This window comes from Niabella beijingensis (genome assembly GCF_020034665.1).
GTDB classification, from domain to species: Bacteria; Bacteroidota; Bacteroidia; order Chitinophagales; family Chitinophagaceae; genus Niabella; species Niabella beijingensis.
Window position 1 is genome coordinate 1,778,356 of record NZ_JAIQDI010000001.1, and the last position, 13,760, is coordinate 1,792,115.

A 13,760-nucleotide genomic window follows, 5' to 3' on the forward strand; every position below is an offset into this window, starting at 1 on the left:
ACTACAATGAAAACAAAAACGCTTGTATTCCTCTGTTCCCTTTTACTGAGCTCGGTTGTTCCGGCACAAAAACTGCCAATAATAAAAGCCACTTCCACCAGTGTCGATATAAAAAATGATGATAAACTGGCAAAGAACGTATGGCGTATTGTTCCTGAAGAAAAACTAGATGTATACACCACTTCCGCCAAAAAAGTGACCTTTTATACGGACATCGATTCTATTTCTTTTAAAATTGATCCCCGGAAACAATACGATTTTATCATTCTCCTGAATGGAAAAGATTCAGCCAAAACGCGGATCAGGTACCAGCCTTCCAGGTTAGATATATTGAAAGGCGCCGGAAAATATAATGCCGGCGACAATCGTTTTATTCCTCAATTCACCTATCAGTCCGCAGACAATCCCGACTTAAAAAAGATCCGGGAAGACCTGCAACTGGACTCTATAGCCGGTAAAGGCACTGAATTATCGCAAATATTCAACCTCCTGCACTGGGTACACAACCTTATCCGGCATGATGGCGGCAGCAATAACCCCACACTGAAAAATGCAATTGATTTAATTAAAGTCTGTAAAGCCGAAAACCGGGGCGTGAATTGCAGAATGCTGGCAACAATTCTCAATGAATGTTATTTGTCCATGGGTATCAGGTCGAGATATATAACCTGTATGCCCAAAGAAACAAATTTTGATGATTGCCATGTCATAAATATGGTATACAGTAAGGAGCTGGATAAGTGGATATGGATAGATCCCACCTTCGACGCGTACGTGATGGATGAGAACGGAAACCTTTTGGGGATACAGGAAGTCAGGGAACGGTTGGTGAAAGCACAACCTCTGGTACTGAATGCAGATGCCAACTGGAACCGTAAAAACACACAGACCAAAGAAGGATATCTTGAAGGGTATATGGCGAAAAATTTATACCGGCTGGAAACCCCGCTTGTGAGCGAATATGATACAGAAACCTGGAAAAAAGGAAAAACAGTAGCCTATGTGGAATTGCTCCCGTTAGATGGGATTGAGCAATCCCCGCAAAAAAAAGAGTCGACCAATAACGTAACCGGTGTTACTTTTACGCATTACAAAACCAACAACCCTGATTTATTCTGGGCCAGGCCTGAAAAAATGCCAAACTAAAAAGATGCGGGGTCAATCTGTAATAATTCTTTTTCTCATCTTATGTGCAGCTGCAGGGCCGCCCCATTCGGCAGCACAGAACAATATTACGCTTGATTCATCTACTGCCATCCGGGTTGCAAAAGATAAAATAGACGGCAGTGACTTCAATGTTCTTTTAACAAAGCATACCGACCCTTATAATGCCATTCGTTTCAACAAATTTGCAGACACCACATTAGACAATACGTACAAACAGATCAACGACAGTACTTATGAAATCTTTATTAATAATCCCGCAAAAGCCGTATATCTGGTAAGAACGGAGATCGCAGATGGATATGGCACTAATTTCGATTATGAAAGAAAGGATTTGATTGGTTTTGCGTCAGCATTTACTAATATGGTTACAGCACCATTTTTAGTAAGTTATACTACAACAAAGGAAGAAATAAAATACACCACGGTGCATTTACTCAATCCTTTTCTTGTCCGGTTTCGTTTGGAAGCACCGGGAGGCAGAAGAAAAGCAAGAACATTTATTTTCAATTACACATTTCCCAAACCTGTTCTGAAATTCATCACCACAGCAGATACCCTCCTAAAACTTAAAGAGCTCAACCCCAGCTACGACTTCTCCGCTTCGAACCTTTGGCACCGGATGGCGGCAAACCCGGATTCAATACCTGCCCGGTTTAATAACAGACCGCTTTTACTGTCGTTTGAGCACTACGGAAGCTTTGAATACAGGGATATTCCCAATCTTTTAAAATATAAACTGGACAATGAAACCGACTGGCGGTATACTTCTTTGAGTAATACACCATCCATTCTATTGAAAAGTCTGGCTGCAGGAGACCACCAATTAGAAGTATCCTATACGGGAAATGCCTCGGAAACGCTTATTTACAGGTTCAACATAGTGCCAGACCGGATCAATGCAGCCATATGGTGGATACTTGCAGGCATTTTAGTTTCGGGCACTGTCTTTTATTTTATTTATAAGACTCGACTTCGTGCTGCCAGGCAAAAAGCCCAAAAGACCCGGCTGGAGCTCCAGGCCATCCAATCACAGCTCAATCCGCATTTTATGTTCAACGCCCTGGGTTCTGTCCAGTACCTGATGAATAATAATGAAAAACAAAAAGCCGATCACTATCTTACCGAGTTCAGTGCACTGCTGCGCAGCTCGCTCAGCAACAATGAAAAGGAAATGATACCCCTTTCTGAGGAATTACAGGTACTGGAAAGTTATATCGCATTGGAGCAATTGCGTTTCGGGTTCCGGTATGAATGTACGATCGACACGCAAATAGCAGCAGCGACCATCCCCGTTCCCACACTCCTTATGCAGCCACTGGTAGAAAACGCCATCAAACATGGCCTTTCCCCGCTGCGTGAAAAGGGCTTGCTTAAAATAGGGATACAGCTGCAGGAGCGGGACCTTTTAATTGTGATCCTTGACAATGGCTCCGGCTTTACCCAGAAGCAGCTGTACACCGGTTTGGGAACAAAACTGGTTAAAGAACGGATTGCCATACTTAAACGCAATGGTCACTCTATTGAACTTTCCTTTAGCAGCAATGAAAGCGACGAAACAAAAGCCTCTCTGAAATTTAAAAACTGGATCTGATACTTCTTAATTTCGGTACATGAAAGCCATTATTATCGACGACGAGCCCAATAATATCCGCAACCTTGAGCTGCTGCTGAAGGAACATTGCAGCAATGTGCAGGTAGTTGCTACTGCCATGAACGCGGATGAGGGCCGCGAAGCGATTCTAAGCCACCAGCCCGACCTGGTATTCCTGGATATACAAATGCCCGGAGCAAACGGGTTTGAAATGCTGCAATCATTGCCCGAACCAGGTTTCGAGGTGATCTTTGTGACCGGTTTCGACCGGTACGGGATCCAGGCAGTAAAGTTTTCCGCTATTGACTACCTGTTAAAGCCGATTGTTACTGCCGAGTTAAAGACCGCCGTTGAAAAGGCGGCTCATAAAACAGAAACCAAAAAACGGAATACCCAGCTGGAGAACCTGCTTAAGTTCCTCGAAAAAAAAGATCACAAACAGGATCACAAAATCGCATTGCCCTCTGCCAAAGAAACCCGCTTTGTCAATCCGGCACAGATTATCTATTGCGAGGCGAAGAATAATTACACCTCGTTCCGTCTTACCGGGGGAGAGCAACTGGTTATATCCCGGCCGCTGTATGAATATGAGGAACTGCTGACAGATTATGGCTTTCTCCGCTGCCACAACTCATACCTGGTAAACAGGATTTTTATAAAAAGTATATTAAAGGAAGACAGCACCACCCTGCTGCTGGAAAATGATGAACGCATTCCGGTTTCAAGGCAAAAAAAAGAATACATCAAAAATCTGCTGCTGAAGAACAGCTAACAGGGGCCGCAGGTTACCGGATCACAAATTTCCGGGGCACGGCGCTATCCCAGGCTGGTCCGACGGTTGTCTTTAACCAGAAGGGTTCCCGTGGCACCCCTTCCAGCTGCCATATATTATTCTCATTCTTCAATAACATTCCCGGCGCCATTTCCTCAAACCCCGGTGCCGTTGCCGCCCCTCCAACTTTATTGTGCAGCATGTTGAGACCCTGTTGTTCGGAGGCACCCGTTATCAACCGGCCGGGGTTCAACACAAAATTATTCTGAAGTGTAACGTTTTCGGGCGGCACGACCCTTGTCTCATTTTTGCCGGCGCCTAAAGCAAATGCTTCTTTACAACCGATGATAATATTGCTGTCGATCATCGCCTGCTTTACCTGCCAGTACTCGTTCAGTTTGGGATGGATCACTGCATTCATTACGGCAATGGATGCCCGCAGCCCCGTTCCGGTTAATCCATAGAGGTAATTGTTATTTACGGTATGCTGCTCCCCGATCACTCTTATCCCCCCGGTATTGGGTTTTTGATTCCCGATGAAATAATTCCCCGTTACAGTATTAAAATTGCCATGCCGGAAGGTAAGCGTACCATCACATTCATAAAAAAGGTTTTCCTTTATGGTGTTGTGACCGGACTTGATGGAAATGACCTCTATCTCTCCGTCACAGCGGTCAAAAACATTACGTGTCACCGTCGTGTACGAATCGTGCATGGACCAGTCGCTGGTCCCGATCCGTATGGTTTCACCACCGTTATTGCCCAATGACGGACGGGGGCCAAAATAATTATTGGTAATCTCATGATAATTGGGCGTGCCGGATAACCACACTACAAGCGTTGTGCCCTGATGCGTCTTTCCGGTAAATGCGCAATGATCGACTTTATTTCTTGTACCATAAAGCGATACCCATTTGTAATCCGTTTTTCTGTCCGGAGGATTATAACCCGTAATGCTCGTCTGGGTAAGCCGGCAATGAGCCGATGTTTTTGAAAACACGATAACATCTTCCTTCAGCGAGTACCCTTTTACAAAAGAAAGTCCGCTTACTTCCAGCCAGGCACCATCGATCCGCAACCCGGAGTGCCCGGTAAGCAGGACTTTTCCCGGTGTTTCTGCTTTTAAAATAATAGGCTGCCCTTCTTTTCCGCTGGCTTTTAACACCAGTTGTTGATCTTTCCAGTTACCATTTTGCAGGATAACAGTATCACCGGGGTTCAAATGTTGTTGGTCCAACCCGGCAGCCGAGGTTATACTATAGGTTCGCTGAGTTATCGCCGCTGTTGCCGTTCCAGAGTCATCCGTACGCTTTGCACAGGCTGTGGCAGAACAGCCGGTCAATACAAGGCAGGCGATAACCATCAGGGCACTGCCTGCCCGGTGAAAGCATTTTGAAAAGCTCATGTTGTAAACCATTATCATTGTTTTTCGTCCGGTGATCACCAGGCTGCACCGATCGTTTTTCCGTCAGAAGATTTACCCTGCAGATCCGATGGCTTTTTCAGATTAAAATCAAATACAGCGGGATTGCTGAAAACCGGTTTTATTTTATAAATATGCGGGCCCGATACTTTATTATAGAATGACTCCAGGCGTCCGCAGTTATAAAAATTGCAATGATCCACCCACAGCGGATCATTGCGGAACTCGCGGAACTCGATCACCCTGCCACCGGAACCACTGTTCACAAAATTACTGTTCGTGATCCGCGCGTATTGAACGCCTGCCAGCCGTACCGCCGTACCCTGTTCACGGTTCTCCACTTCATTAAACGTGCAATGGTCGATGGTTGCAAAAGGCCCGGTGGTACTTTCGTCGTTCCCGCCCCGGTATACATTAATTGCGGAGCCGAGGATATTTGTAAACACCGTATTTTTTACTACCAGGTACTCCGCTCCGTAATACCCCTTATCCTCTTTTTCTTCAGCAAGGTTCACCGCTGTTCCGGAGATATTCCGGAACAGGGAATTGGTGATCAAAATGGAATCCGCATAGGTTGATTTCGTCCCCGCAAAGCCCGCATGACTGCTTTCATTAAAATTATAAAAGGCACAATCATCAATATGCAGTTTGTAATGCCGGTTCATGGGCTTTTCGGAAGACCGGATACCAGCCGTTACCGCACCAAAGCTCTCATAGGCTCCGTCGAAAGCGATCCCTTTTATAAAAAGAGCACCACCGTTCTCTATTACCACATGCGCGGTCATACTTTTATCACAGCCGTTCACCAGCACCGGTCTTGAAGACAGGCCGGGTGCTGCAACAACTGCCAGCGGTTTATCCACAGCAATCGGGCGGCAAAGCCGGTAGATCCCCCCCTCACCCAGCATCAATGTATCATTGGGATGCATTTGCTGAAGTATCTGATCTAAACCCGGAATATCCCGGGGACTGATGGTAAACACGCGTGGCGGACGCACAGCCTGCATCGGTTCGGGCCTGTACCAGCCGGCGCCGGTATTGCCGGCGTTCATCTCTGATAGCTGATCCGGAAGCACACCGTACTTTTCATTCAGTTTTACATGCAGCTTTCCCAGTACATGGTCTGCAACACCAACCGCCCGGAACCCCTGCGGATAAGTTGCCCTGCGGGTTCCGGCCACTCCGTTATCACGAAACTGAATGCCTTTGTCATCGTTCGCATCTTCATACAACGCTCCCTCTGCACCAACGATCAGGTTGCCGGTAAACCGGGTGCGCTGCGGCGACAAGGTGCGTTCGGCATCTTTGCCAGCGCCAAACAGCGGTGATGAGCAACTGATGAATGTATTATGACTGATGGCAACATCCGTTACCTGGAAATACCGGTTGATCAGAGAATTGGGAACACCGTTCATTACCGCCAGTGCCGAACGGAACCCGGTCCCTTTCAGTTCCTTAAAAAGATTATTGGTTACAGTATGACCGGGATTAATGATACGCACACCCCCCGTAAAGGGTTTGTTATTGCCCAGGAAAATATTATTACTGACCACATTTCCGGCACCGTGCCGCAATACCACGCTTCCTTCACACTCAAAAAATGTATTGTTGCTGATCTTATTCTCGCCGGACTTTACCGATACGATCTCCACTTCCCCGTTACAACGTTCAAAATAATTGGCCCGTATCTGCGTACGGGAAGCTGTCAGGGAATAGCGGGAAACACCGATACGGATGGTTTCCCCGCCGTTTGCCCCGAACCGTTGCCGTCCGGCAAAATAATTGGAATCTACCAGGTGCTCATTATGCTGACTGCGTTCATCATTGAGCTCCACGATCAACACAGGGCCTGCATTCAGCTTGTCTTTAAATATACAATGGTCCACGCGGTTGCGCTTCCCCCAGAGCACCACCCATACATCCGCTGTAAAACGCCCCGGCTGACTGTAGTTCTCGATCACACATTGGGTCACCCGGCTGTTATTCGCCAGTTTGCCTCCCGGTGTGCGGAACTCGATCACGGCATTCCCGGGGGTTGAACCGTTTTTAAAATACAGCCCGCTTACCAGCAGGTACTGCCCGCCGATCCGGATGGCCGATCTTCCTGTAAATACCGCTTTACCCATCGTCTGCGGCCGCACTACCACCGGCTGCTCCTTCGTTCCATCCATTTCCAGATCCAGCACCGCATCTCTCCACTCTTTATCTGCAAGCAAAACCGTATCGCCCGGCTGCACTAAAGAACGTTGCTGTTTCAATTCATCAACAGTATGCACCAGGATGGTGTTCCCGCTGCCCGTTTTCCAGCTGCACAGCAGACAAAGCAGTGCACCAAATCCTATTTTATTTTGCCACATAAATATCAAACTTTATCGTAGACAGTCCGGCAGTTGAAGCCGCTGTAATGTCTTTTACCCGCAGCAGGCAATTCCTGGATGATCCGTCTGTACCGGGGATCCTTGCCCAGATCAGATAAGCATCAACCGTGTTGAACAGATTGGCGGCAGGTGTGGCCGGCGGCGCTGCATAGCGGGCCGTACTGGAAGAAGGAAGCGAGACCCCGTCAAAGAAACCTTTTTCATCCAGGTCGGGAATATTGTTGGCTTCAAACTGTTCGTAGATCCGGTCTGTAGCGGTGCTACCGGGTACCAGCACCCGGAAGCGGGTGGCTTTCAATGCCGATGAATTCGTGATCGTCCAGCCGGTTCCGTTGCACCGGAAATTGGCCGCCACATTGGCTGTATTGGAAGGACTGTAAAGCGTGGGACCATTGCTGGTGCCATAAAACAGGAAGTCCATAACAGCTTCCTGCTCCGCCAGCTGGCAGCTGCCCATCGTCTGGCCGGTTGCTGCAATAAAAAAGTTATTAGCGATCGTTACAGTCGCAGTCCCCTGTGCGCCCATATTCACATCCTGGTAAATGTCATAAGGCAGTACCGGTATATGTATAAGGACTTCCGCCTTCAGATCGAATGCGTCGGTCACGATCACTTTGAGATTGCCCGCACCGGGACGGTAGGTATAGTCGTACGCAACGGCATAAGTCGTTGCCTGGTTCAGATCAGTGATGGAATGTACCACCGTAAAGGCGCCAGTGGCATCGTCCAGTATATCCACCTGTTTGATCCCGTTTTCTGAACGAACATTTCCGGAAATATGGATCTTATTGCCGGCATCCGGAAGCAGGGATGCGGGAAAGCCTTCCGTCTGCGGCAACGGCGGCGTAAAAGCGGTGATCTTTACCAGCGATTCATAGAAGGAGTTATCAGGGTGCTTGATCATCATCCGGATACCCGTTGCGGCAGACATATCCGTTTTTGCAAACAGGCTGGCCGGCAGTTCAAATGACACATTGCTTCCCTGGTCCAGGGAATCGTAATAAATATAGATCAGCGAATCCGGAAGTTCCCTGCGCTGCAGGTAATGATAGATCAGCTGTACGCCCGCCGGGGAACTGATGCCGATATGGATCGCAGCATCCGGCGAAAACTTTTTAGTGGCCGTGTTGTACTGATATTCCCTGGTGGTGACCTGGTCGGGGCTTATTTTACTGTCCGGTGCTTGCTCTTTTTTACAACCAAAGAGCAGAAGGAATACTACGGAAAGACAACCAGAAAAGATTTTTTTCATTGTACTCATTTTAGCGGTTAGTAGCCGGGGTTTTGACCGATATTGATCTCATCGTTGGTGTCGATCTCTCTTTGTGGTATGGGTAACAGCATCCGGTCGGCCGTTACATGGCTTTGTAGATCAGCCAGACTTACCGCCGGGCGGATGTTTACGTAGAAAACAGGATACTCCGATGCAAAATGTGCTTTCAGGATCGCAACCGGATCGCCGAGCCGCGCCATATCGAAGAACTGCTGGTTCTCGTAGGCAAATTCCAGTTGCCGTTCCAGCAATAAGGCATTGGTAAAAGCTGCGGCGTCCGAAATGGCCTCACTGCCCGAGGCAGGGTATTGATAAAAGACCGTCCCGAAATCCCCGTCTCCGCTATAGACCCCTGCTCCGGCACGCGCACGCACCTGGTTGATGAGCCCTACGGCAGTACCACCAGGTCCGTCGTATCCCAATGCCTCTGCCTTCATCAGCAATACATCCGAAAAACGGATCACCGGAAAATCATTCTCCGCATCATACCGGGCCACCACCTGAGACAGGAACTTCTTTACATAGGGTTTGGTGGCCGTATACTGTGCCAAAGTAACATCTTTGCGTGCGTCCCTTCCATTAGCCGACGCCGGATAGCGGTACATGCCCCGTGCAGTGAACGTAGGGAAATTGAACCCGTTACCGTCGTTGTTCACTACGGCATTACCGCTGCCGGTGGGTGCAAATAAATTGGCAAAGGGAGAACCGAGACCAAAGCCGCCTGCTTTGTATCGTACGGAAAAAATCAGTTCCCTGTTCATTTCATTGGCAATGGAAAACACGTCTTCAAAATCCGCAAGCAGGCCGTAACCGCTTCTATCAATTACTTCATTCAGCAATAATAATGCTTCTGCTTTTTTCCCCCTGGTTAGATAAACTTTCGCCAGGAGTGCATCTGCGGCCCACACCGTAGCCCGGCCCATATCCGCCGGATTCTGTCCGGCATAGGCCGTTTCCGGTAATAGTTCTACGGCCTTGGTCAGGTCGGCGGTAATGAACCGGTACAGTTCTTCGACGGTACTTCTTCCCGTTTTCTTGGCTTCCTGCGGTACTACGGGATCTGTAATCAGGAATACGCCCCCATAAAGCCGTACCAGGTTGAAATAATGATAGGCCCTGAGGAAGAGCGCTTCCCCGGCCAGTTGATTTTTTTGGGCTGCATCCATTTTCGCCGTTCCGTCGTTCAGCGCAACGGCTCCGTTCTCATAAACGGCGCCCAGGCTTTTTAATACATAATTGAGCGCCCGGATGTTTTTGTAGGTGGCGATCCAGTAATTGTACACTTCATCGTGTGATGCATTCAGCGTATACATATCCAGATCGTTCAGCTCTATGTTTTGCGTGGCGCTGCTGTTGGGTACCCCCTGCAGGGAGTTGGTCCCCCTCAGTTCGGTCAGCATCCATTCATTGTATAAGGGGCCCTGTAACCCGTTGTAGCAGCCTGTCAGCGCTGTGTTTACTTCGTTATAATTACGGTAAAATGCATCTACCCCCACATTTGAGATCGGGTCTATATCGATCAGCTTACTGCAGGATGTGAACAGTGCCGCAGCAGCAGTAGTAACAAACAGGTAAATTATTCTTTTCATCAGCTTGCATTGAATACGTTAAAAATTAATATCCAGTCCAAAAGTGTAGGTACGCATCAGCGGGAAAGCACCCCGCTGATAGCCGTTGATAAGCGGCGACCGGTAGGCACCGGAAGTAATGCGTGCTTCCGGGTTGATACCCCGGTAGCTGCTCCCCATAAAGTAAAGCAGGTTATCACCGGAAGCATAGATCCGCAGGCTCTTCAGACCTGCTCTTTTCAGGAAGCCGCCCTTTGGCATGGTAAAACCAAGGATTACGTTACGCAGTGAAACATAGGAAGCATCTTCCAGCGCATAATCCGACAACATCCAGTTTTCACCATTGGTGAAATAAGGTGTTTTGCCGTCACCGGGGAACATCGGGCTCAGCCAGCGGTCGTCGGTATTTACATTTTTATTGAACCGTTTTGTTTCGTTGTAGTTCAGGTCCCCGTTCACCAGCTTGCCACCCTGCGAACCCTGGAAAAGAAAATACAGGTCAAAACTTTTATACCGGAATGTGTTATTGAAGCCCCAGGTAAAATCGGGAAAGGGTGTGCCGATGGGCACGCGGTCTTTTCCATCAATGATATTATCCCCGTTCACATCCACATATTTCAGACCACCGGCCTGGAAATACCGGGACAGTGCAGATGTTTGTCCGGCTGCTTTTGCCGCTGCGATCTCGGCATCGGAAACCCAGACCCCATCAGTCTTGTAGCCAAAGAACTGGATGGCCGGGGCACCAACGATCGCTGCATACACTTCACTCCGTTCTCCGTAATTGTACTGAAAGGCTTCACCACCGAGCGACAATAATTTATTGCGGTTGGCCGCAAATGTAATACCGGTGCTCCAGTCGAGGTTTTTATTTTTTACCGGGCTGGCGTTGAACTCAATTTCAAAACCATGGTTCCGCAGTTTGCCGGCATTGCTCCAGAACTGGTTGGAGCCGCTGAATGCCATGGTGGCCTGACTGTAGAGCAATTTATCGGTGATCGCGTTATAATATTCAAGTGTTAATGAAAGGCGGTTGTTGAACAACCCCAGGTCGATACCGGCATTGGTGGCAAAGGTCCGTTCCCAGGTGATCTGCCGGTTGGCCAGTATGTTTCCATTGGGCGAGAGGCCCAAACCTGTGGTGCCGGTTCCGCTTCCGAACGGATAGTTGGCGGGATACAGCAGGTCCTGATAGGCAAAGCTGGGAATACGGTTATTTCCGGTAGCACCATAGCTCCAGCGGAGTTTCAGGTTGCTGATGTCCTTTATTTTTTGCATAAAAGGTTCCCGGCTCAACTGCCAGCCTACGGATACAGAAGGAAAATAACCCCATTTATGTCCGGGTGCAAAATTGGAGCTGCCGTCCGCACGCATGCTGGCAGCAAAAAGATATTTGGATTTATAATCATAAAGCACCCGGCCCATATAGGAGATCAGTCCGGTCTTATCCTTACGCGTATTGGTCAGTGCCTGATCGATCTGAGCGGCCTGACTGATGGAACTGAAGTCCTCGATGGGGAAACCTCTTCCCACCATGTTGATACTGTCCAGCCAGGTCTGCTGAACGGAATACAATAACAGGCCGGTCAGGTTATGATCGCCGATGCGCCGGTTATAATTCAGGGTGTTTTCCCACAACAGGTCCCGCGTCTGTTGTTTATAGATCTCCGCGGAATTCACCGCCCCGTCCTGTTTGGCATTGCTTTGGGTAAAGTCATTCAGGGTCTGATCGTTATAATAACCCGAAACCGAAGACTTCAATGTCAGCCGGGGCAGGATCTCGTAAGAAAGGTCAGCGCTTGTCAGCACGCGGTAAAAATATTGTTTGATGCTTTCCCGGTCGGCAATAGAGATCGGTGTATTGTTCTGGGTACTCCAGGGATCCACAGGGCCGGAGCTCTCCCACCAGCTGCCGTCCGGCATCCGGCCGGCGTAAGGAAGTCCGTTAAAATGCCTTGCCTGTGCATAATCCCCCGGTAACACGCCCGCCCACTGTGTATTCTGATGAACAAATGCAGTGGTAAAATCATTGTGGTATACCGGTATGAAGGAGTACATCCGGAAATAGTCGGTATAATTCACCGCCGGCTTTGTGGTTTTGATGATCGTGGGGTTCACATTGAAGGTCATTTTGAACTTGCGGCTGAGATTCGCATCTAGCTTGGCTTTCAGCGATAAACGGTTGGACTCGCTGAATTTCATGATGCCCTTGTTCTCCTGGTAATTCCCCGACAGGTAATACTTCACTTCCTTTTTGCCGCCGGAAAGGCCCAGCTGAACATTATAAATGCCGGCGTCCTGTAATCCCACTTCCTGCCAGTCCGTCGCATAACCGGTGATCTGGTTTTCGAGGATGTAAGCTGCGCGCTCGGTTTCCAGGATCAGGTTTTTGCGGTTGGCCGCAACGGAGGAGTCCTGCTCCCGGAATGCGGCCTCTTTGTAAAGCTTGTTCACATATTCGGTAAAATTCATTATGGGATTGAGCTTATAGGGATTACTGCGCCCGTAATATACTTTGAAGTTAAAATTGGGTTTATCCGCCACACCGGATTTCGTGGTAACGATGATCACCCCATTGGCGGCGCGGGAACCGTATACTGCTGCAGATGCAGCATCCTTCAGCACTTCCACGGATGCCACATCCTGCGGGTTCACAAATGAGAGCCCATCCTGCACCGGAACACCGTCCACCACAACCAGCGGTGCGGCATTGGCGCTGATCGAATTGAACCCGCGTACCTGCACCACGGGGTCTGCGCCCACTTCGGACGTAACATTCTGGATGTTCACCCCGGCGATCTTTCCTGTTAATGCCTGATCCAAACGGGAGGAAGGGATCTCATCCAGGTTCTTATTTACCAGTTTGCTGACGGCGCCCGTTACCACGCCCCTGGATTGGGTGCCATACCCGATGACCACTACCTCATCCATTTTGATATCATTCTTTTCCAGTGTTACCGGTAGCTCCCCCGCCGCAGTGATGCCCTGCGCATAGGGAAGGTAGCCTACGTAATTAAACTGTACGATCTTTCCTTTTTCCACGTTCAGCGAAAATCTTCCTGCCGAATCGGTAGTGGTTCCCTGGCGGGAATCTTTTACAGTAACCGAAACACCGCTGAGCGCTTCGCCATCGGTATTCTTTACAATTCCGTGGATCTTTAGCCTGCCCTGGGCATAGCCGCCGGCAGGATGGAACAGGGCGAGTAGGAACGCCAGGCCTGCTATCGTTATATGTATTTTCATATTTTCTTTTTGGCATTGATGGACAGAACCACCGCAGCTTCGTTATATTGGTGCACCAAAATTTGGTTTACCAATTATTGGTTTACCAAAAATATTACTTCCGGGATTAACTTCCAAATATTTTTACCGGCTTTCTGAATACCGGACACCGGTCAGCAGCATATATGATATACCGAAGAAGGATTGTAAAAGAGGGATATTCCGGTATTGCCGGCCGGAGTGACCAAAAAGTCTGCTTACAGAGCATTTGTCGTTCTGTCCCGATGGATCGGACAGCAGGACAACAGAGACTTTTTGGTCGGCCCCGACGAGGGCAGTTATCTTAATGACCGGTATTCCGCCGGG

General features: G+C 48.7%; 8 protein-coding genes. 3 read left to right on the top strand and 5 right to left on the bottom strand.

All coding sequences use genetic code 11. The features are described from left to right. The first annotated feature begins 6 nt into the window (after positions 1–6). The 3 genes from K7B07_RS07460 to K7B07_RS07470 are packed head-to-tail and all read left to right on the top strand — an operon-like array spanning position 7 to position 3,530. A complete protein-coding gene (locus K7B07_RS07460; RefSeq protein ID WP_223708634.1) occupies positions 7–1,146 on the top strand; it encodes a transglutaminase domain-containing protein in 1,140 nt (379 codons plus the stop codon). A 4-nt stretch (positions 1,147–1,150) separates the two neighbouring features. Next, positions 1,151–2,758, top strand: a complete 1,608-nt coding sequence (locus K7B07_RS07465) for a sensor histidine kinase (RefSeq protein WP_223708635.1) — start codon at positions 1,151–1,153, stop codon at positions 2,756–2,758. 19 nt (positions 2,759–2,777) lie between these two features. After that, on the top strand, positions 2,778–3,530 hold the full coding sequence (locus K7B07_RS07470) for a LytR/AlgR family response regulator transcription factor (RefSeq protein WP_223708636.1): 753 nt from the start codon (positions 2,778–2,780) through the stop codon (positions 3,528–3,530). A 13-nt stretch (positions 3,531–3,543) separates the two neighbouring features. Here K7B07_RS07470 and K7B07_RS07475 read toward each other — a convergent pair whose 3' ends face one another. The 5 genes from K7B07_RS07475 to K7B07_RS07495 are packed head-to-tail and all read right to left on the bottom strand — an operon-like array spanning position 3,544 to position 13,415. Further along, a complete protein-coding gene (locus K7B07_RS07475; RefSeq protein WP_223708637.1) occupies positions 3,544–4,947 on the bottom strand; it encodes a polysaccharide lyase 6 family protein in 1,404 nt (467 codons plus the stop codon). Positions 4,948–4,970: 23 nt separating this feature from the next. Next, positions 4,971–7,310, bottom strand: a complete 2,340-nt coding sequence (locus tag K7B07_RS07480; protein WP_223708638.1) for a polysaccharide lyase 6 family protein — start codon at positions 7,308–7,310, stop codon at positions 4,971–4,973. Continuing rightward, a complete protein-coding gene (locus K7B07_RS07485) occupies positions 7,297–8,583 on the bottom strand; it encodes a hypothetical protein (RefSeq protein WP_223708639.1) in 1,287 nt (428 codons plus the stop codon). The genes K7B07_RS07480 and K7B07_RS07485 overlap by 14 nt, the downstream gene beginning before the upstream one ends. A 17-nt stretch (positions 8,584–8,600) precedes the next feature. Beyond that, entirely contained in the window at positions 8,601–10,193 is a 1,593-nt protein-coding gene (locus tag K7B07_RS07490; RefSeq protein ID WP_223708640.1) for a RagB/SusD family nutrient uptake outer membrane protein, read from the bottom strand. Positions 10,194–10,211: 18 nt separating this feature from the next. Further along, a complete protein-coding gene (locus K7B07_RS07495) occupies positions 10,212–13,415 on the bottom strand; it encodes a SusC/RagA family TonB-linked outer membrane protein (RefSeq protein ID WP_223708641.1) in 3,204 nt (1,067 codons plus the stop codon). Positions 13,416–13,760 lie beyond the last annotated feature (345 nt).